This is a genomic window from Gallaecimonas sp. GXIMD4217 (assembly GCF_038087665.1).
In the GTDB taxonomy this organism is placed as follows: Bacteria; Pseudomonadota; Gammaproteobacteria; order Enterobacterales; family Gallaecimonadaceae; genus Gallaecimonas.
The window spans coordinates 3,188,179-3,209,857 of the sequence record NZ_CP149925.1; the positions used below are offsets into that span (position 1 = coordinate 3,188,179).

Consider the following 21,679-nt stretch of genomic DNA (forward strand, 5'->3'; position numbering starts at 1 on the left):
TGAGCTTCCAGGGATGGGTGGCAACTCAAGACAATAAGGCGCCTTCGGTGGGTTACGCTACGCTAACCCACCCTACGCAGCTGGGGCTACTGGTGACCTTCACATGGGACAAAATCGCTGGGCGAAGCTCGAAGTGAAAGCACCGCTTTCACGCAGCTGAGCGCCGGTACACAGGAGGTGCCGGCCGGAATGAGCTCCCAGGGATGGGTGGCAACTCAGGGCAAGAAGGTGCAGGCCAGGTGGCGTAATAACCGTCCCTGGTGACGGGTGCCGGCTCGGCCATCCGGGGCCTCGCGTTCAGCCGCACCCAAGCCGTGCTTGGGTTTCGGGCTTCACCCAACTCCACATGGGGTAGGAAGCCGCTGCGCGGCACTTTCTTCATTCCCATGTGAGAAGTAGTGCCGTCAGGCGCTGTAAACGCAAAAAGCCACCCCTACGGGTGGCTTTCTACGTTTAATAGGTGCTTGGCAGTGACCTACTCTCACATGGGAACCCCCACACTACCATCGGCGCTACTGCGTTTCACTGCTGAGTTCGGGATGGGATCAGGTGGTTCCACAGCGCTATTGCCGCCAAGCAAATTCGTTTCTTAACCCGCCTTGCGGCCAGTTAAGTCAATTCGGTAAAAGCTGATAACTCTGTAATCTAAGTCACTCTCTCTGAGTGCCCGACCGCCATGGATGGCGGAAGTGCAGAAGATTGTCTGGAACAATCTCTGCCTACAAAACCCTTTGGGTGTTGTATGGTTAAGCCTCACGGGCAATTAGTACTGGTTAGCTACATGCGTCGCCGCACTTCCACACCCAGCCTATCAACGTTGTAGTCTTCAACGACCCTTTAGGAGACTCGAAGTCTCAGGGATGACTCATCTTGAGGCTCGCTTCCCGCTTAGATGCTTTCAGCGGTTATCGATTCCGAACTTAGCTACCGGGCAGTGCCACTGGCGTGACAACCCGAACACCAGAGGTTCGTCCACTCCGGTCCTCTCGTACTAGGAGCAGCCCCTCTCAATCATCCAACGCCCACGGCAGATAGGGACCGAACTGTCTCACGACGTTCTGAACCCAGCTCGCGTACCACTTTAAATGGCGAACAGCCATACCCTTGGGACCGACTTCAGCCCCAGGATGTGATGAGCCGACATCGAGGTGCCAAACACCGCCGTCGATATGAACTCTTGGGCGGTATCAGCCTGTTATCCCCGGAGTACCTTTTATCCGTTGAGCGATGGCCCTTCCATTCAGAACCACCGGATCACTATGACCTACTTTCGTATCTGCTCGACGTGTCTGTCTCGCAGTTAAGCTGGCTTATGCCATTGCACTAACCTCCTGATGTCCGACCAGGATTAGCCAACCTTCGTGCTCCTCCGTTACGCTTTGGGAGGAGACCGCCCCAGTCAAACTACCCACCAGACACTGTCCCTAACCCAGATAATGGGCCGAGGTTAGAACATCAAACATACAAGGGTGGTATTTCAAGGATGGCTCCACGATAACTGGCGTTACCGCTTCAAAGCCTCCCACCTATCCTACACATGTAGGCTCAATGTTCAGTGTCAAGCTGTAGTAAAGGTTCACGGGGTCTTTCCGTCTAGCCGCGGGTACACTGCATCTTCACAGCGATTTCAATTTCACTGAGTCTCGGGTGGAGACAGCGTGGCCATGGTTACACCATTCGTGCAGGTCGGAACTTACCCGACAAGGAATTTCGCTACCTTAGGACCGTTATAGTTACGGCCGCCGTTTACCGGGGCTTCGATCAAGAGCTTCGCTTGCGCTAACCCCATCAATTAACCTTCCGGCACCGGGCAGGTGTCACACCCTATACGTCCTCTTTCGAGTTTGCAGAGTGCTGTGTTTTTGATAAACAGTCCCAGCCACCTGGTCACTGCGGCTGCCGTCAGCTTAGAGAGCAAGTCTCATCACCAACAACAGCGTACCTTCTCCCGAAGTTACGGTACTATTTTGCCTAGTTCCTTCACCCGAGTTCTCTCAAGCGCCTTAGTATTCTCTACCTGACCACCAGTGTTGGTTTGGGGTACGGTTTCTTTTCATCTGAAGCTTAGAGGCTTTTCCTGGAAGCATGGCATCAACAACTTCGTTGCCGTAGCAACTCGTCTCGTGTCTCGACCTTAGGGACCCGGATTTGCCTAAGTCCCCAGCCTACGCACTTTCACCAGGACGACCGACGCCTGGCTTGCTTAGCCTTCTCCGTCCCCCCATCGCAATGAAAAGAAGTACAGAAATATTAATCTGTTTCCCATCGACTACGGCTTTCGCCCTCGCCTTAGGGGCCGACTCACCCTGCCCCGATTAACGTTGGACAGGAACCCTTGGTCTTCCGGCGAGCGGGTTTTTCACCCGCTTTAACGTTACTCATGTCAGCATTCGCACTTCTGATACCTCCAGCATGCCTCCCGACACACCTTCAACGGCTTACAGAACGCTCCCCTACCCAGCATACCTAAATATGCTGCCGCAGCTTCGGTGCATAGCTTAGCCCCGTTACATCTTCCGCGCAGACCGACTCGACTAGTGAGCTATTACGCTTTCTTTAAAGGGTGGCTGCTTCTAAGCCAACCTCCTAGCTGTCTAAGCCTTTCCACATCGTTTCCCACTTAGCTATGACTTGGGGACCTTAGCTGGCGGTCTGGGTTGTTTCCCTCTCCACGATGGACGTTAGCACCCACCGTGTGTCTCCCGGATAGTACTTTGCGGTATTCGGAGTTTGCATGGGTTTGGTAAGTCGGGATGACCCCCTAGCCCAAACAGTGCTCTACCCCCGCAAGTATTCGTCCGAGGCGCTACCTAAATAGCTTTCGGGGAGAACCAGCTATCTCCCGGTTTGATTGGCCTTTCACCCCTAATCACAGGTCATCCCCTAATTTTGCAACATTAGTGGGTTCGGTCCTCCAGTTGATGTTACTCAACCTTCAACCTGCCCATGACTAGATCACCGGGTTTCGGGTCTATGCCTTGCGACTGGACGCCCAGTTAAGACTCGGTTTCCCTACGGCTCCCCTATTCGGTTAACCTCGCCACAAAACATAAGTCGCTGACCCATTATACAAAAGGTACGCAGTCACCCCGAAGGGCTCCTACTGCTTGTACGTACACGGTTTCAGGTTCTATTTCACTCCCCTCGCCGGGGTTCTTTTCGCCTTTCCCTCACGGTACTGGTTCACTATCGGTCAGTTGGGAGTATTTAGCCTTAGAGGATGGTCCCCCTATCTTCAGTCAAGATACCACGTGTCCCGACCTACTCATCGTTTGCAACGACATCTGCCATTTCGTGTACGGGGCTATCACCCTGTATCGCGGAACTTTCCAGAACCTTCCACTATGACAGACGCTGATACACAAACTGGGCTCTTTCCCGTTCGCTCGCCGCTACTGAGGAAATCTCGGTTGATTTCTTTTCCTCGGGGTACTTAGATGTTTCAGTTCTCCCGGTTCGCCTCTGCACCCTATGTATTCAGATACAGATACCCAAGTTACCTTGGGTGGGTTTCCCCATTCGGAAATCATTGGCTCAAGCGGTTCTTATCACCTCACCAATGCTTATCGCAGATTAGCACGTCCTTCATCGCCTCCAACTGCCAAGGCATCCACCGTGTACGCTTAGTCACTTAACCATACAACCCCGAAGGGTTTCGCTGACGCGAACCATTTTCCGAAGAAAATGCCGTATGTTGACTAACACCTGGTTTTCGCCGGACACTCATCAAGTAGAGAGTGACTCGTTTAAATTTGCAGTGTTATCAGCTTTCCGAATTGTTAAAGAGCATGGCTAAAAAAAGCCAAAGGTAAATCGTGAGATTTAGCTTTGGCCTCTCGAGCGAGAGTGGCGTCCCCTAGGGGATTCGAACCCCTGTTACCGCCGTGAAAGGGCGGTGTCCTAGGCCTCTAGACGAAGGGGACACATATGGTGGAGCTAAGCGGGATCGAACCGCTGACCTCCTGCGTGCAAAGCAGGCGCTCTCCCAGCTGAGCTATAGCCCCGAATAGTGTGGTGGGTCTGAGTGGACTTGAACCACCGACCTCACCCTTATCAGGGGTGCGCTCTAACCAGCTGAGCTACAGACCCACACCGCAATTCGCTCTAAAACCATCTGACCAAGCAATCTGTGTGGACACTTCGAGACGTGTCATCCCTAAAGGTAAGGAGGTGATCCAGCCGCAGGTTCCCCTACGGCTACCTTGTTACGACTTCACCCCAGTCATGAACCACACCGTGGTAAACGCCCTCCCGAAGGTTAAGCTATCTACTTCTGGTGCAGCCCACTCCCATGGTGTGACGGGCGGTGTGTACAAGGCCCGGGAACGTATTCACCGTAGCATTCTGATCTACGATTACTAGCGATTCCGACTTCATGGAGTCGAGTTGCAGACTCCAATCCGGACTACGACGGACTTTATGGGATTCGCTTACCATCGCTGGTTCGCCGCCCTTTGTATCCGCCATTGTAGCACGTGTGTAGCCCTGCCCGTAAGGGCCATGATGACTTGACGTCGTCCCCACCTTCCTCCGGTTTATCACCGGCAGTCTCCTTAGAGTTCCCGACCGAATCGCTGGCAACTAAGGATAAGGGTTGCGCTCGTTGCGGGACTTAACCCAACATTTCACAACACGAGCTGACGACAGCCATGCAGCACCTGTCTCAGCGTTCCCGAAGGCACCAAGGTATCTCTACCAAGTTCGCTGGATGTCAAGGGCAGGTAAGGTTCTTCGCGTTGCATCGAATTAAACCACATGCTCCACCGCTTGTGCGGGCCCCCGTCAATTCATTTGAGTTTTAACCTTGCGGCCGTACTCCCCAGGCGGTCTACTTAACGCGTTAGCTCCGAAACCCACGTCTCAAGGACACAGACTTCAAGTAGACATCGTTTACGGCGTGGACTACCAGGGTATCTAATCCTGTTTGCTCCCCACGCTTTCGTGCATGAGCGTCAGTCTTTGTCCAGGTGGCCGCCTTCGCCACTGGTATTCCTTCAGATCTCTACGCATTTCACCGCTACACCTGAAATTCTACCACCCTCTACAAGACTCTAGCTTGCCAGTTCTAAATGCAGTTCCCAGGTTGAGCCCGGGGCTTTCACATCTAGCTTAACAAGCCGCCTGCGCACGCTTTACGCCCAGTAATTCCGATTAACGCTCGCACCCTCCGTATTACCGCGGCTGCTGGCACGGAGTTAGCCGGTGCTTCTTCTGCGAGTAACGTCACAGATGAGCCGTATTAAGACTCACCCTTTCCTCCTCGCTGAAAGTGCTTTACAACCCGAAGGCCTTCTTCACACACGCGGCATGGCTGCATCAGGGTTTCCCCCATTGTGCAATATTCCCCACTGCTGCCTCCCGTAGGAGTCTGGGCCGTGTCTCAGTCCCAGTGTGGCTGATCATCCTCTCAAACCAGCTAGGGATCGTCGCCTTGGTAGGCCGTTACCCCACCAACTAGCTAATCCCATGTAGGCGCATCCGGTAGCGAGAGGTCCGAAGATCCCCCCCTTTGGTCCGTAGACGTTATGCGGTATTAGCCATCGTTTCCAATGGTTATCCCCCACTCCCGGGTAGCTTCCTACACATTACTCACCCGTCCGCCGCTCGCCGCCCATGTCTTCCCCCGAAGGTTCCGTCATGTCGCTGCCGCTCGACTTGCATGTGTTAGGCCTGCCGCCAGCGTTCAATCTGAGCCATGATCAAACTCTTCAATTAAAAGTTTGTGCTCAATGAATTGCTGAAGTGTTTGAACACTTCGAGTTCATTGAAAATTCGTTTTTGGGAATTTTCACAACCTCGAGTGCCCACACAGATTGCTTGGTCACATTGTTAAAGAACGTTCGCTTCTTCTCGAAGCGGGAGCCGCATTCTACCGACTCCGGATTTTCTGTCAAGCCCTTTGTTTCGGCCTTTTCAGAAAACTTGAGTTTTCAGCGCTTAGCGCCTTATCTCTCAAGCGGGCCGCCATTTTACTCAGTCTTCGTTGTGGGTCAAGGCCTTTTTTCGAGGTCTTTTCCGCGAAGCCGTTCGGTGGCGACAGGGGCGGCATTATAGGGACTGCGTTTGATTACGCAAGCCTTTTTGGGGCGAAAAACACAAAAAACCCGCCTTTCGAAGCGGAGCACAGCCAAGCCACAACATCCACACAGCTTATCCACAGAAAAAAGGCTATTTACAAGCTGCCGGGGACCAATATAGGCTAGAAAACGTTCTTGTCGGAGTGCCTTCGGGCTGAGATCACGCCAAACGCGTGGGATCCGTTGAACCTGATCGGGGTAATGCCCGCGCAGGGAACAAGTGAAGTAACAACCTGCTTCCGGACCCGGACCAATTGCGTCCGTTCTCCCCATGCACATCGGCGAGCACGTTTCTGAAATTCAGTAAACGAGGTTTGCCAATGTCACATACCAAACCGTCCCTGGCCACGGGGACCCTCGATGCCGAGCTGCTGCAACCGCTGCCCGGCTCCCAGAAATGCCATGTCACCGGCTCCCGGGCCGATATCCGCGTCGCCATGCGGGAGGTGCGCGCCAGCGCCGATCCCGACCAGGTGCTGGTCACCCTCTACGATACCTCGGGTCCCTATACCGACCCCAACGCCGAAATAGACATTCGCAGCGGCCTGGCCGATCTGCGCGGCGACTGGATAGCCGAACGCGGCGACACCGACGCCCGCGACGATTTCGGTTCCGCCTATGCAAAGGAAAGGGCCGAAGAGGAAAGCGTCATCCCCCGCTTCGAGCGCAACCGCCCCATACGCAGGGCCAGGGCCGGCAAGCGAGTGACCCAGCTCCACTACGCCAGGGCCGGCATCATCACCCCGGAGATGGAATACATCGCCATCCGCGAGAACGCCCTTGCCGGCGAAACCGCCCAGCAGCACCCCGGCCAGGGCTGGGGCGCCAGGATGCCCAAGCTGATCACCCCCGAGTTCGTGCGCCGGGAAGTGGCCGAAGGCCGCGCCATCATCCCCGCCAACATCAACCACCCGGAAGCCGAGCCCATGATCATCGGCCGCCACTTCCGGGTGAAGGTCAACGCCAACATCGGCAACAGTTCGGTGTCTTCCGGGGTGGAAGAAGAAGTGGAGAAGTTGATCTGGGCCGGCCGCTGGGGCGCCGACACCGTCATGGATCTCTCCACCGGCCGTCATATCCACGAGATCCGCGAGTGGATCCTGCGCAACAGCCCCATGCCCATCGGCACCGTGCCCATCTACCAGGCCCTGGAAAAGGTGAAGGGCATCGCCGAGGACCTGACCTGGGAAGTGTTCCGCGACACCCTCATCGAGCAGGCCGAGCAGGGCGTGGACTACTTCACCATCCACGCCGGGGTGCGCCTGCCCTTCATTCCGCTCACCGTGGACAGGGTCACCGGTATCGTCTCCCGCGGCGGTGCCATCATGGCCAAGTGGTGCCTGGCCCACCACGAGGAGAACTTCCTCTATACCCACTTCCGGGAGATCTGCGAGATCTGCGCCGCCTACGACGTCTCCCTGTCCCTGGGCGACGGCCTGCGCCCCGGCTCCATCGCCGACGCCAACGACCAGGCCCAGTTCGCCGAGCTGCGCACCCTGGGCGAGCTGACCAAGATCGCCTGGGAGTACGACGTGCAGGTGATGATCGAAGGCCCCGGCCATGTGCCCATGCAGCTCATTCAGGAGAACATGGAAGAGCAGCTCAAGCACTGCCACGGCGCCCCCTTCTATACCCTGGGGCCGCTCACCACCGACATCGCCCCCGGCTATGACCACATCACCTCCGGCATAGGCGCGGCGCTGATCGGCTGGTATGGCTGCGCCATGCTCTGCTACGTCACCCCCAAGGAGCACCTGGGCCTGCCCAACAAGGACGACGTCAAGGAAGGCCTGATGGCCTACCGCATCGCCGCCCACGCCGCCGATCTGGCCAAGGGCCATCCCGCCGCCCAGGTCCGCGACAACGCCCTGTCCCAGGCCCGTTTCGAATTCCGCTGGGAAGATCAGTTCAACCTGGGCCTGGATCCGGTCCGGGCCCGGGAATACCACGACGAGACCATCCCCAGCCCGGCCGGCAAGGTGGCTCACTTCTGCTCCATGTGTGGGCCCAAGTTCTGCTCCATGAAGCTGAGCCAGGATCTGGTCGCCAACCGCGACGCCATGAAGCAGGAGGCGGAGCGCTTCAAGGCCCAGGGAGCCGAGATCTATGTCCAGGCCGCAGACTGAGGTACTGATCCTGGGCCATGGCCTGCTGGGCCGGCTGCTGGCCTGGCGCCTGCATCAGGCCGGCATCGGCGTGCGCTGGTTCGATCCCCACCCTGAAAAGGCGGCCGCCCATGTGGCCGCCGCCATGCTGGCGCCCCTGGCCGAAGGGGTGCTGTGCCCGCCCCGGCTGGTGGCCATGGGCCGCCACTGTCTGGTGCTGTGGCGGCAGTGGCTGGCCGAGCTGGGCGGCGTGCCGTTTGGCCTTGATGGCAGCCTGGTGCTGAGCCATCCCCAGGACAGGGGCCTGATGAGCGATTTCCAAGCCCGCCTGCCCCAGGGCCAGTGGCAACCCGCCCAGGTGGCGGAGCTGGAGCCGGCCCTGGCCGGCGCCTTCCACCAGGGGCTTTGGCTGCAGGAGGAAGGCTACCTGGACAACGCCGCCCTGATGGCCCGCCTGGCCGAGGAAACGGCCCACCTTGAGACGGACGCCCCGGAGCTGGCCGCCGACTGGGTGCTGGACTGCCGCGGCCTTCACGCCGCGCTGCCCGGCCTTCGCGGCGTGCGCGGCGAGGTGGCCAGGCTGCACGCCCCCGAGGTCGCACTGAGCCGGCCGGTCAGGCTGCTGCACCCCCGCTATCCCCTCTATGTGGTGCCCAGGCCCAACGGCCGCTACGTGGTCGGCGCCACCGAACTGGAGAGCCGGGACGACGGACCCGTCACGGTGCGCTCGGCCCTGGAGCTGCTGTCGGCGGCCTACAGCCTGCACCCCGGTTTCGGCGAGGCCAGGGTGGAGTCCCTGCAGTCGGGCCTGCGCCCGGCCCTGCCCCATAACGAACCCAGGATCCGCACCGACGGCAACCGCCTCCATATAGGTGGCCTCTACCGCCACGGCTACCTGCTGGCGCCGGCCCTGGTGGAGGCAACCCTGGCGCACCTCTTCGACCAGCCACCGCAAGGCCAGATCTTTCCCTGGCTCTGGGAGCAATAAGATGAACATCCTGATCAACGGCCAGCCTCTGCAGCTGGACGTGGGCAGCAGCGTCCACCAGGCCCTGGCCGCCTTTGGCGCCAGGCCGCCGGTGGCGGTGGCGGTGAACGGCCGCTTCCTGCCCAGGGGCCAACACCAGTCCACCCGGCTGGAAGAGGGCGACAGCCTGGAAGTGCTTGGCCCCATGGAGGGCGGCTGATGGACGCCCTGCACCTTTACGGCCATGCCTTTCGGTCCCGGCTCTGGCTGGGCACCGCCGCCTATCCGTCGCCGACCAAGCTGCAGGCGGCGGTGCAAGCCGCCGAGCCTGGCCTGCTGACCTGTTCCTTGCGCCGCCAACGCCCGGACCAGGAGGGCGGCCAGGCCTTCTGGGCCTGGCTCAAGGGCCTGGCGCTGCCGCTGCTGCCCAACACCGCCGGCTGCCACAGCGCCAAGGAGGCCATCAACCTGGCCTGGATGGCCAGGGAGCTGTTCGACACCCCCTGGATCAAGCTGGAGATCACCGGCGACGACTACAATCTGCAGCCGGACCCCTTCGCCCTGGTAGAGGCCTGCCGGGAGCTTACCCGGGAGGGATTCCAGGTTTTTCCCTATTGCACGACCGACCTGGTGCTATGTAAAAGGTTACTGGACGCGGGCTGCGAGGTGCTGATGCCCTGGGGTGCCCCCATCGGCTCCGGCCAGGGCCTGAACGATATCCTGGCCCTGAAGACGCTGCGCCAGCGCCTGCCCGGCATCCCCCTGGTGGTGGACGCCGGCATCGGCCTGCCCTCCCAGGCCTGCCACGCCCTGGAGCTGGGCATGGACGCGGTGCTGCTGAACACCGCCGTGGCCAGGGCCGGCGATCCGGCCCTGATGGCCGCGGCCATGGCCGGCGCGGTCAGCGCCGGCCGCCAGGCATTCCTGGCCCAGCCCATGAGCCCCCAGGACAGGGCCGCCGCGTCCACGCCCATAGTGGGCACCCCCTTCTGGCACGGAGAACATTGATGAGCCTTAAGCTGTGGCAACCCGGCGAGACGCCGGCTCCCATCAACCTGCTGACCCCGGAGCTGCTGACTCAGGCCAAGCCCTGGCTGGATCAGGCCGACTGGATCCTGCCCGGTTTCCGGGAGGACAGGCTCTGGGTCAACGGCATGGGCTTTCGCCTGCGCCACGACAAGAGCCAGCTGCCGGATCTGGCCCCCTGGCGGCAGGAACACGGCGTGCTGGACGCCTGGGTGCTGGCCCGCAGCCGCCAGCTGCCAGCCCAGAGCCTGAGGGAGCTGCCCATGCTGCTGAGTTCGGACGAGCCGCTCAGCTTTCCCCGCTGTCCCAAGCGGCTCGGCTTCTACCCCGTGGTGCCGGACGCCGACTGGGTGGAAAAGCTGCTGCTGCTGGGGGTGCGCACCATACAGATCCGGGTCAAGACACTGAGCGGCGCGGCGCTCAGGCAGGAGCTGGCCCGGGCGGTACGGCTGGGCAACGACTTCGGCGCCCGGGTCTTCATCAACGACCACTGGCAGCTGGCCATCGAGCTGGCTGCCTACGGGGTGCACCTGGGCCAGGAGGATATCCAGGGGGCCAACCTGGCCGCCATCTCCCGGGCCGGGCTGCGGCTGGGGATCAGTACCCACGGCTATTTCGAGCTGCTCAGGGCCGAGGCCCTGGAGCCCTCCTACGTGGCCCTGGGCGCCATCTTCCCCACCACCACCAAGGTGATGCCCACGGCCCCCCAGGGCCTGGACAAGCTGGCCCACTACTGCCGACTGCTGCCCCACAGGCCCAAGGTGGCCATCGGCGGCATCAACATGGACAACGCCAGCTCGGTGCTGGCCTGCGGCCCGGACAGCCTGGCCGTGGTCAGGGCCGTCACCGAAAGCGAGGATCTGGATGCCTGCGTCGGCTACTTCCTGAAGCTGTGCGGGGCCGGCGGCTGATGCGCTACCAGCGCCAGACCCTGCTCTGGGGCCAGCACGGCCAGCAGCAGCTGGCCTCAAAGCGGGTGGCCATAGTGGGCCTGGGCGGCCTGGGCTGTCCCGCCGCCCTCTACCTGGCCGGTGCCGGCGTCGGCCGGCTGCGCCTCATCGACGACGACAAGGTGGAGATCCACAACCTGCACCGCCAGGTGCTCTACCGCAGCCAGCACCTGGGCACGGCCAAGGCCGAAAGCGCCCGCCGCCAGCTGCAGGCCCTCAATCCCCACTGCGAGGTGGAGGACGTCCCCGAGCGGCTCAGCCAACGCAACATCGGCCGGCTGCTGGCCGACTGCGATCTGGTGCTGGACTGCGCCGACGGCCTGGCCAGCAAGCTGCTGCTGAACCGCCATTGCCGGCCCCGCCGGCTGCCGCTGATCAGCGCCACCGCCAACCGCTGGCAATGGCGGCTGCAGTTGGTTCACCGAGGGCCCTGCCTGGCCTGCCTGTTTGGCGAGGTAGAGCACAGCGGCGAGGGCTGCGACGCCCTGGGCGTGGCCGGCCCCATCCTCGGCATGGCCGGCAGCCAGCAGGCGCTGCTGGCGCTGCGGCTGCTGCAGGGCCTGCCGGTGCGGGACGATTTGCTGCAGCTCTACGACGGCGAACGCCAGCAGTGGCATGAACTGGCCCTGGTGCCGGAGCCGGACTGCCCGGTCTGCGCCTAAAGGAAGAAAGGCCGCGGATGCGGCCTTCCTTTTATTGCTCCCGGGTCACAGGGGCTATGGCCATGATGTTGGCCTCGCGCCGGCCCAGCCGGGTCAGCATCAGTCGGCCCCGCTCATCCATGGACAGGCTGCGGTTGATCTTGATGCTGCCGCGGTCGAAGCTGCGCTCGACCGTGACCTCCCCGTCCTGCTGCCAGAGCACCAGCCGGTCCATGTCATGGTCGCGGCGCACATAGAGGATGCCCTGGGGCGTCAGCACCCAGTTGCCCCAGTCGTCCGCCGCCAGGTCGGCGATCAGCAGCCGGCTTTCGCCATCGGTTTCCTGCACCCAGAGCCCGGCCTCATGGTGGCGGGTAAAATAGAGGCGGCCGTCCTTGCCCTGCCGGGCGAACTGCCCGCCCTGCTGGGTCAGCTGGGTCAACTGCCCGGAGGGCAGATCCAGGCGCCAGATCTGCCAGGTGCCGCTGCGACTGCTGGCCACCAGCAGGCTGCGGCCATCCGGGTTCCACTGTGGGTTGCGGTACTGGTGGCCGTCCTGGAGCAGGATCCGGCGCCGGTCAGCGGCCAGGTCGAACAGCACCAGCCCGGGCGCCTGGCCCTTGCCGGCGACGATGGCGGAAACCAGCTGGCTGCCGTCAGCGGACCAGGCCGGCAGCTCCATCAGCCCCTCGCCCTCGGTCAGGGGGCGGGCCTGGGCACCGTCTCGCCTTGCCACCCAAAGCTCGAATTGGCCGGAGCGGTTGGAGAGGAAGGCCACCCGCTCCCCATCCGGGGACAGGATGCCGTAGAGATCGCGCCCGGACGACTTGATATCCACCTGCTGCTGCCCATCCCAGCCCTGGAGATACTCCAGGGCGGCGTGGCGGACATAGGCATAATGGCCGGGCTCGGGCAGGGCGATCAGGTTAAAGGGGGTCTGGTCGCGGTACAGGGAATGAATGCTGTCGTCCGCCAGCAGGTAAAGCCACAGGTTGTGGCTGCCGTCCCGCATCGAATTGAACGCAAGCTGGTCGTCATCCCGGCTCCAGATCAGGCCGTGGATGGAGGCCTCGTCCTTGGTGAGCCGGCTTTCCCTTTCCTTTAGATCCACCAGGTAGAGATCGGCGGTCATTGCCCCCTGGAAACGCACGAAGGCCAGCTCGTCGCGGCCATGGGCCCAGGCCAGCTGGTTGTCCCGCTCGCCGTCGCTGGGGTGGGTCAGCTGGCGCCGTTCATGGCTTTGCAGATCGTAGAGGAAGACGGCGGTGTGTTCCTGGCCGGGCACCTTGTCGATGACGGCCAGGTAGCGGCCCGACGGCGACCAGTCCAGCACCCTGTGGAAACGCTCCTGATCGCAGGAGGTGATGCGGCTCTCCTTTAGATCGTCGAGGTCCTTGATATAGACATCGCAGCGTCCCGTGCTGTCCATGCGCAGGAAGGCCAGCCGCCGGCCGTCCGGCGACCAGCTGGGATTGGATTCGTTGTCGTCGCTGAAACTGATCTGGCGCAGGGCGGCGTCCGGGCGCTGCAGATCCTGGATGAAGATACGCGCCGGCTCGTCGAGGCGCTCCCACATGAAGGCCAGGTAACGACCGTCACGGGACAGCGCCGGGGTTTCCTCGACCCCCTCGAGAAAGGTCAGGGGCCTGGCCTTGCCGTAGCCGGGCACGGTCGGGGCCAGGCTCAGCCAGTAGGCCCATGCCAGCGCCACCGCCACCAGCAACACCGCCAGGCCCCACGGCCAGGGGCGCTTGCGGGTGGCCGGCTCGGCCTCGCTCTCCTTGGCCGGGGCCCGCACCGGCAGCAACAACTGGTAGCCGGTCTTGGCGATGGTGCGGATCGCCTCCTGGTCATCGTCGGCCAGCAGCTTGCGCAACTGGTAGATGGCGTTGGTGATGCCGCGCTGGCCGACCGCCTCGTTGCCCTGCCAGACCTGCTCGATCAGCTGCTCCCGGCTGACGGTATGGCCCGGCGCCTGCAGCATCTGCAGCAGCACCTCGAAGACCTTGGGTGGCAGGGTCTCCTCCCTGTCATTCCTCTTCAGCCTCAACTCGGCCGGGATCACCAGCCAGGCGCCCACCTGATATTCACCGGATTTCATGCCTTCCCCCATACCGCCTTGCATTGCCGTTCATAAGCTTCCACCGGCCCGGTTTCGATTGCCAAAGTGCCAGGGCGCAACGCCAGCGCAACAAAAAACAAAGGCGCAAGCATTTGAAAGAAAAGGAAATGACAAAAAAATGACAAGAAGATGAGTCCTTCTAGACCCCTCCTGTCTTCCCTTCCTTTTGCCCCCCTGCGTATCTAGGAAGCAGCCGATTTTTCGGCCACGCCAAGGCGCCAGAGCAATAACACCCATAGCGCCACCAGAGCAACCAAAGAAGGAAACAAGGGATGAAACAGAACACCTTTCCCCTCTCCCGGCTGGCCCTGTGCGTTAGCCTCACTGTAACGCCTATGGCTACCCTGGCCACCCTGCAAGGAGACAACCCGCTGCAGGTCCAGGCCGAACAGACCACAGAGCAGCACCAGTTCGTGGTCGAGCTGACCACCCCGGGCGCCTGGCAGCCCGGCGGCAGCGCCGCCCAGGCCCAGGCCGCCCAACAGCGCCTGCTGACACAGCTGCGCGCCATCGACGGCGGGCTCCAGGTGCTGGCCAGCAGCACCAAGCTGACCAACTCCCTGCAGCTGCGCCTGAGCGCCCAGGCCGCCGCCAGCCTGCAGGGTCATGCCGAGGTGGCCAGCGTCCTGGCCTTTGCGCCCCGCCTCGAGCCCCAGCAGACCCCGGTCCAGGCCGTGAGCAGCCTCTCCAGCGCCACCCCGGCCAAGGGCTTCAGCACCCCCGCACCGGCCCTGTCCTCGGGTGAGAATGCCGGCAGCGGCGTGACCATCGCCATCCTCTCCACCGGCATCGACTACACCCACCAGGCCCTGGGCGGTGACGGCAGCGCCGAGAGCTACCAGAGCGCCGTTGCCAACGCCCAGGCCGAGTTCGACGGCTTTCCCACCGAGCGGGTAGTGGGCGGCCAGGATTTCGCCTCCGAGGCGGGCTGGGGCAGCGACCTCAATCCCCTGGACAACAGCGACAGCTACGAGCACTACAGCGGCTGGGTATACCCCACCGGCCGCGGCACCATGCTGGCCTCGCTGATCCACCAGCAGGCGCCCGGCGCCAAGCTGCTGGCCTACAAGATGGCCGGCCTGTCCGACCCCTGGGGCGGCGGCCTTAGCGCAACGCTGCCCTCCCAGACCAGCATGGCCCAGGCCATGGAGCACGCCATAGAGAGCGGCGCCGACATCATCGTCGTCGACCACAGCATCTACGGCGCCCACTTCGCCGCCTACCACGACCCCAGCGACGGCCAGCCTTCCGGCCTGGCCCTGGATATCGCCATGGTCAACACCGCCGCCGCCCAAGGCGCCCTGGTGGTCACCACGGCCGGCCACTTCGGCGAGTTCCCTTCCAAGTACAACATTGCCGCCATGGGCGCGGCCGCAGACGCCCTGACCGTGGGTGGCGTCGAGGCCCATGGCGAAACCGAGCTGGTCACGGCGCCCTGGACGCCCCATGGCCCGGTACGGGGCATCCAGACCATCAAGCCGGATCTGGTGAGCTACGCCGCCGACATGGAGGTCGCCCTGGTGGGCTCCGGTGATCAGAGCAGGGTCGAATCCCAGCCGGACTTCGCCGTTGCCCGGATGGCGGCCGCCGCCGCCATCGTGAAGGGCGATCGGGACGGCCTGTCCGGCCTGGAAGTGAAGGCCCTGCTGGCCAACACCGCCAGCCACGCCATCCAGCGCGGCGACAGCGGCCAACCGGCCTCGGTGACCCAGATCGGCGGCGGCGTGGAGAACCTGGACGCCGCCCTGGCATCCCCGGTGGCCCTGTGGGAAAAGGGCAGCCACCAGCCGCACCTGGCCTTCGGCCACCAGGAGGTGGACGGCAAGGCCCGCCTGGTACGGGAAGTGTCGCTGCGCAACTACAGCGAGGAGGCCCAGACCTACCAGCTGGCCATGGAGCTGGCCCCGGGCCGCCCCGGCAACGACGCCGTCAACTGGACCTTCCCGGCCTCGGTGACGGTACCGGCCAAGAGCACCATCAGCGTGCCGGTGATCCTGGAGCTCGACGCCGACGGCCTGCCGGACTGGGGCCTGGTCAAGAGCGATGACTACAGCCTCGAGACCTGGGAAAAGATGGAGCTGAACGGCTACCTGGTGCTGAGCGCCGAGTCCCAGCCGACCCTCAACCTGGGCTGGTCGGTGCTGCCGCGCGCCAAGGCCAGGCTCAAGCGCAACTTCGAGACCCACCAGGAATTCTTCGAAAGCGAGCACCCCCTGCCCTGGGCCGACTACACCGACGGTCGCAAGCAGGCCTTCACCAACGCCGGCAGCCACACTCTCAAGGCGGCGGCCCTGCCCATCATCCACTCCAGGGCCCGGCGCCCCGAAGACAAGCTGGACACCAACAACCTGATGAAGCATGTGGCCGGCGGCGTCTTCGACGAAGCGGCCTGCACCTCGGGCAAGAAGATGGTGTTGGCGGCCAACATGCACCAGCCCATGGACATCGCCGCCGCCAACCACTTCGACAAGATTGGCGACGTGCTGTTCGCGTTCAACCTCTACCCCAAGGCCACGGTCGAGGCCTACGGCCTGGATGAATCCATGGATCCCTACCTCTTCCTGCAGGATGAGGAATGGCTCGGCTACGGCTGGGTGGCCCTGGATCTGGAAGGCAGGCCCACCACCTATGTGGTCGACCTGAACCAGCCCTACGACTGGAGCCAGCCCCAGGCCCGCATCAAGGCCTCGCCCCTGCCCACCTACTTCGGCTCGGGCAACAGCACCGTCATGGCCCAGTTCTGCCTGGACGAGCTGTTCCACCACGAGGTGGACGAGGTGGCGGACTTCGACCAGAACATGGGCTTTGTCTTCGCCACCGACAGGGATGCCTTCCCCGACGTGCACGCGCCCATAGTGCGCTACAACCCGGTCAAGTGGGGCAGGGAGCGCGTCTCCACCTATTTCGACTGGATGAGCGGTGAAGAGGTGGAGCAGATCACCAACACCACCATGGAGGTGAAGATGAACCGCCTCGACGCCGAGGGCAACGAGGGCGACCAGTGGAGCTGGCAGCTGGATCTGGCCCCCGGCGAGTCCGCCATGCTCCATGCCCAGAAGGACGCCAACTGCACCGACTTTGCCATCGACCCCAGCGCCGTCTGCCTGCCCAACGACTTCCTGCTGTTCGACCTGGCCAGCGACCAGGCCATCGCCGCGCCCTTTGCGCTGCGTCAGGCGGAGGTGCTGCCGGATCAGCGCTTCGCGGTGGCCGAGAACAGCGCTGCCGGCACCCTGATTGGCCGGATAGAGGTCGGGGTAGCGGGTTTCTTCGGCACAGGCGCCTATGACGAGGAAGACTGGTCGCCCTTCGAGTTCCAGCTGGTCAACGCCCTGCCCGGCACCCCCCTGGCCCTGGCCAAGGACGGCACCCTGACCGTCGCCAACCCGGCCGCCCTGGACTACGAGAACGGCAGTTCGCTGCTGCTCAAGGTCCAGTCCCGCCAGGGCAGCGACATCGGCGGCACCGAAGAGGTGCTGGTCGAGATCCAGAACCTCAACGACGTCGCCCCCGTGCTGGCCTCGGCCCTGCCCGGCATCAGCGCGACACAGGGCGATGAGGTCCAGCTGTCCCTGGCCGGCTACTTCACCGACCCGGAAGGGGATCTGCTGACCCTGTCGGTGACCGGCCTGCCCCAGGGGCTGAGCTTCGACGCCGACGGCCTGGCCATCCGCGGCACCGCCGAGGAAGCCGGCGACTTCGCCGTCGAGGTCACCGCCTTCGATGGCGTGCACGAAACCAGCGCCCCCCTGGCCCTGACCGTCGCCCAGCCCCAGGACCAGGGTTCCGGCGGCGGCAGCCTGGGCTTCGGCCTTGGCCTGCTGGCCCTGCTGGGCCTGCGTCGCCGCAGCTAACCGAAAGGCCAACCGGGCCGACCTGGGAGTCGGCCCCCTTTCCCTTTTTCATGACTAAGGAGTCAAGCCGTGTTCAGACTCACCCTACTGGCCAGCCTGATCGCCTCCTCTGCCCTTGCCGCCGGCGAAGACGGCAGCCGCTACCAGGCCGAGCCGTTGCCGACCCTGCCCGCCCATGCCCTGAAGCAAAGGCAGCGGGATATCAGCGATCTCTATTTCGTCCACTTCCACGGCGCCCCCCTGGCGGTGGCCGCCCGTGACCTGCAGCAGCAGGGGCTCAGCTCCCTGCGCCGGGCCGGCGGCCGCCTCAATGTCAGGGCCCCCGCCAGCCAGCAATACCTGGCCCGCCTGGACCAGCAGCGCCAGGCCGCCCGCCAGCGCCTTGGCCAGGCCCTGGGCCGTAGCCTGCGTTTCGAGCAGGAATACGGCACCGTCATCAACGCCGCCACGGTGCGCCTGAGCAAGGCCGAGGCCAAACGCCTGGCCCGGCACCGGGACGTCCAGCTCGTCGAGCAGGTACAGCCGCACCAGCTCCACACCGACTCCGGCCCCGGCTTCATCGGTGCCGACCGCATCTGGCAGGGCCTGGGCGAGTCGCTGCCCAGCAAGGGCGAAGGCGTGGTGGTGGGCATCATCGACACCGGCATCGATGCCGACCATCCCTCCTTCGCCGCCACCGCCAGCGACGGCTACCAGCACGTCAACCCCCTGGGCGACGGCGCCTACCTGGGCGACTGCCTGCAGCACGACTGGTTGTGCAACGACAAGCTGATCGGCGTGGTCAGCTACCCCGAGCTGCGCGATCTCTACCCGGCCACCGCAGTGGACGGCTTCGAGCGCCCCGAGATCATCGACACCGGCTGGGACATGCACGGCCACGGCACCCATGTGGCCGCCACCGCCGCCGGCAACCCCCTGGCCGACCTGCCCATGTACAACGTCATCGGCGATCCGGCCCAGTTCCGCATGCCCGCCATCAGCGGCGTCGCGCCCCGGGCCAACATCGTCTCCTACCAGGTCTGCCTGCCCCTGTCCGACGATCCCGGCTATGGCGGCTGCTACCCGGATCTGACCATCAAGGCCCTGGAGCACGCCATCGCCAACGGCGTCGACGTGATCAACTACTCGGTGGGCGGCGGTGCCAGCAGCCCCTGGCAGTCCACGGACGCCCTGGCCTTCCTCAACGCCAGGGTGGCCGGCCTGCACGTAGCCACCTCCGCCGGCAACGCCGGCCCCGGGCCGCAGACCGTGGGCTCCCCCGGCAATGCCCCCTGGATCACCACGGTGGCCGCCTACAGCCACGACAGGGGCTACGCCGACAAGCAGCTGACCGCTTTCACCGGCGGCGACAACCCGCCGGCGCCGCTCACCGGCAAGGGCGCCACCGACGGCTACAGCGGCCCGGTGGTGGACGCCGCCGACTTCGGCGACGGCCACTGCAACGCCCCCTTCCCCCAAGACACCTTCAGCGGCCAGATCGTGGTCTGCCGCCGCGGCGACATCGCCCGGGTCGAGAAGGGCGCAAACGTGCTGGCCGGCGGCGCCGGCGCCATGGTGCTGATCAACATGGCCACGGATGCCGACAACCTGGTGGCGGATCTCCACACCCTGCCCGCCATCCAGCTGAGCAAGGCCGACGGCGAAACCCTGCTGGCCTGGCTGGCCAGCGGCGAGGGACACCAGGCGACCATCGAAGGCACCGAGCAGATCCGGGATCCCGGCCTTGGCGACATCGCCGGCTACTTCACCTCCCGAGGTCCGGGCCTGCCCCATCCCGGCGTGCTGGTGCCGGATCTGGCCGCCCCCGGCGTGGATATCTTTGCCGCCCACACCACCGAGTGGCCCTTCTCCGAGACCCAGCCCAACGCCTACGCCTTCATGAGCGGCACCTCCATGGCCAGCCCCCATGTGGCCGGCGCCCTGGCGCTGCTGACCGCCCTGCACCCGGACTGGACCCCGGCCCAGGTGCAGTCGGCGCTGATGAGCACCGCCAAGGCCAGCACCTTTACCGATGACGACGGTGACGGCGTCAAGGACGACTCCACGCCCTTCGACGCCGGCACCGGCCGCATCCAGCTGGCCGAAGCGGCCCGGGCCGGGCTGCTGCTGGACATCAGCGAAGCGGACTACCTGGCCGCCGATCCCGACCAGGGTGGCGACCCCACCGCCCTGAACCTGCCTTCCCTGGTCGGCCTGGACTGCGTGCTGTCCTGCACCTGGACCCGCACCGTGACCGCCGTCCAGGACGGCAGCTGGCGCGCCAGCTTCGACTACCAGGACAGCGGCTTCACCCTGGCGGTCAGCCCGGCCCAGTTCAGCCTGGAGGTCGGCCAGAGCCAGGAGCTGACCATCACCGCCACCGCCAATGCCGAGCTGGCGGCCGACTGGGTGTTCGGCCGGGTGCTGCTCAGCAGCGACGGCCTGCCCGGCCAGCACCTGAGTGCCGCGGTCAACTTCATCGGCGGCACCACCCCGGCCGAGGATGAGGCCCCGGTGCTGATCCAGGCCCACCGGGACGCCGACCGCCATACCCTGGGCGGCTTCACCTCCGTCGGCAGCGACGAGCTGCAGGTCACCGCCTACGGCCTGTCCAAGGTGAACCGTCACCAGGGCCAGACCAGCTGGGATCCGGACGCACCCTACCTGAGCGCCAACCCCGAGACCTACCAGACGGTGGCCATCAGCGCCAACGCCGATACCAAGCTGCTGTCGGTGTGGCTGGACAGTGCCGAGGCGCCGGATCTGGACCTCTATATCGTCCGTGACGCCGACCTGGACGGTGCCCCCTCCATGCTGGAGATCCATAACGCCGCCTGTGTCAGCGGCCGCGCCGACAGCGCCGAATCCTGTGTGCTGGACGATCCCGCCCCGGGCAGTTACCTGGCCGTGGTCCACAACTACCAGGGCACGGCCGAAGGCAACCTGGACAGCCACAGCCTGTCGGTGGCCAGGGTCGATAGCGGCCAGCAGGGCTTCAGCGTGCTGGTACCGACGGCCGTGGCCACCGGCGAGGCCTTCGAGGTGACCCTACAGTGGCAGCAGGAGATGACCGAAGGTGAAAGCTATTACGGCGGCTTTTCCCTGGGCACCCATCCGGATCTGCCGGACAACATCGGCACCCTCTATTTCGAACTGGCCCGGGGCGAGGACGACGTCACCTTCGGCGTCGACCGCGACCAGGCCAAGGCCGGCGAAACCATCGGCTACCAGATTGAACTGATGGCCAATGCCGGTGCCGAGGATCGCCACTACCATCTCACCGCCACATTGCCCGAGGGCTTCAGCGTGCAAAGCGCCGATGGCGCCGAGATCAATGGCAACCAGCTGAGCTGGACTGTGACCCAGGCCGCCGGCGCCGACGGTCGCACCCTGTCCCTGGCGGTGAATACCGATCAGGTTGTCACCGACAGCGAGCTGGCCCTGGAGCTCAGCCACAGCGTCAACGGCGCCCCGGCCGTGGCCTCGGAGGCCCCAGGGGTGCTGGTACTGGGCCGGCCCCAGGCCCTGATCAACGGCGAGCAGGCGCCCAGCCTCTCGGTGCAGAGCCCGGCCAGCCTGACCCTGACCGCCGAGGTCGGCCAGGGCGCCGGCGACATCCTCAGCTACCAGTGGCAGCAGTTGTCCGGCCCGGCCCTTGGCCTGAGCGGCACCGACGCCGCGGCCCTGAGCGTGGCGGTGCCGCAACTGCAAAGCGACGCCGTCGCCGAGATCCAGCTACTGGTCACCACCAGCAAGGGCACCAGCCTGCCGGTGCTGGCCACCCTCAGCATTGCCGCCGCACCCGTCCAGGATGGCGGCAGCGGCGGCGGCAGCCTGGGCCTTGGCCTGGGACTCTTGACCCTGCTGGCCTGGCGCCGCAGACCCTGATCCTTTGGTCCTCCCAACTCCAAGGGTTTTGGCCACCGCAAGGTGGCCTTTTTTGTTCCGCCATGAAAAA

Annotated in this window: 9 protein-coding genes, 3 tRNA genes, 3 rRNA genes and 1 riboswitch; of the genes, 8 read left to right on the forward strand and 7 right to left on the reverse strand. The window is 64.0% G+C overall.

Features of this window, described 5'->3' with window-relative positions; all coding sequences use genetic code 11:
* Positions 1-462: 462 nt before the first annotated feature.
* The 6 genes from rrf to WDB71_RS15470 all read right to left on the reverse strand — a co-directional run bounded on the left by rrf (position 463) and on the right by WDB71_RS15470 (position 5,715).
* Positions 463-577: ribosomal RNA gene (gene rrf / locus WDB71_RS15445) — 5S ribosomal RNA — on the reverse strand.
* 165 nt (positions 578-742) lie between these two features.
* Positions 743-3,637 (reverse strand): 23S ribosomal RNA (locus WDB71_RS15450).
* Positions 3,638-3,847: 210 nt separating this feature from the next.
* Positions 3,848-3,923: transfer RNA gene (locus WDB71_RS15455), tRNA-Glu, on the reverse strand.
* Between the two features lie 5 nt (positions 3,924-3,928).
* Positions 3,929-4,004, reverse strand: a tRNA-Ala gene (locus WDB71_RS15460).
* Between the two features lie 8 nt (positions 4,005-4,012).
* Positions 4,013-4,089, reverse strand: a tRNA-Ile gene (locus tag WDB71_RS15465).
* A gap of 74 nt (positions 4,090-4,163) precedes the next feature.
* Positions 4,164-5,715 (reverse strand): 16S ribosomal RNA (locus WDB71_RS15470).
* The 16S, 23S and 5S rRNA genes sit together here with 3 tRNA genes alongside, the layout of an rRNA operon.
* Positions 5,716-6,206: 491 nt before the next feature.
* A riboswitch (TPP riboswitch) is annotated at positions 6,207-6,310 on the forward strand.
* Between the two features lie 87 nt (positions 6,311-6,397).
* Here WDB71_RS15470 and thiC point away from each other — a divergent pair.
* The 6 genes from thiC (at position 6,398) to WDB71_RS15500 (ending at position 11,787) form a co-directional block, all read left to right on the forward strand.
* Complete coding sequence (gene thiC, locus WDB71_RS15475; protein WP_341502494.1) at positions 6,398-8,203, forward strand: phosphomethylpyrimidine synthase ThiC; 1,806 nt, start codon at positions 6,398-6,400, stop codon at positions 8,201-8,203.
* Positions 8,184-9,170, forward strand: a complete 987-nt coding sequence (locus WDB71_RS15480) for an FAD-dependent oxidoreductase (protein ID WP_341502495.1) — start codon at positions 8,184-8,186, stop codon at positions 9,168-9,170. The genes thiC and WDB71_RS15480 overlap by 20 nt, the downstream gene beginning before the upstream one ends.
* Position 9,171: 1 nt before the next feature.
* Positions 9,172-9,369, forward strand: coding sequence for a sulfur carrier protein ThiS (gene thiS, locus WDB71_RS15485; protein ID WP_341502496.1), 198 nt, complete (start codon positions 9,172-9,174; stop codon positions 9,367-9,369).
* Entirely contained in the window at positions 9,369-10,157 is a 789-nt protein-coding gene (locus WDB71_RS15490; protein ID WP_341502497.1) for a thiazole synthase, read from the forward strand. The genes thiS and WDB71_RS15490 overlap by 1 nt, the downstream gene beginning before the upstream one ends.
* A 281-nt stretch (positions 10,158-10,438) precedes the next feature.
* Complete coding sequence (gene thiE / locus WDB71_RS15495) at positions 10,439-11,086, forward strand: thiamine phosphate synthase (protein WP_341504225.1); 648 nt, start codon at positions 10,439-10,441, stop codon at positions 11,084-11,086.
* Positions 11,086-11,787: a HesA/MoeB/ThiF family protein gene (locus WDB71_RS15500; protein ID WP_341502498.1), complete on the forward strand. Its 702-nt coding sequence runs from the start codon at positions 11,086-11,088 to the stop codon at positions 11,785-11,787. The genes thiE and WDB71_RS15500 overlap by 1 nt, the downstream gene beginning before the upstream one ends.
* 31 nt (positions 11,788-11,818) lie before the next feature.
* On the opposite strand, the gene WDB71_RS15505 is transcribed toward WDB71_RS15500, so the two are convergent.
* Positions 11,819-13,867: a winged helix-turn-helix domain-containing protein gene (locus WDB71_RS15505; protein WP_341502499.1), complete on the reverse strand. Its 2,049-nt coding sequence runs from the start codon at positions 13,865-13,867 to the stop codon at positions 11,819-11,821.
* A gap of 293 nt (positions 13,868-14,160) precedes the next feature.
* Between WDB71_RS15505 and WDB71_RS15510 the strand changes: the two genes are divergently transcribed.
* A complete protein-coding gene (locus WDB71_RS15510) occupies positions 14,161-17,742 on the forward strand; it encodes a S8 family serine peptidase (RefSeq protein ID WP_341502500.1) in 3,582 nt (1,193 codons plus the stop codon).
* A gap of 69 nt (positions 17,743-17,811) precedes the next feature.
* Complete coding sequence (locus tag WDB71_RS15515) at positions 17,812-21,609, forward strand: S8 family serine peptidase (RefSeq protein WP_341502501.1); 3,798 nt, start codon at positions 17,812-17,814, stop codon at positions 21,607-21,609.
* Positions 21,610-21,679 lie beyond the last annotated feature (70 nt).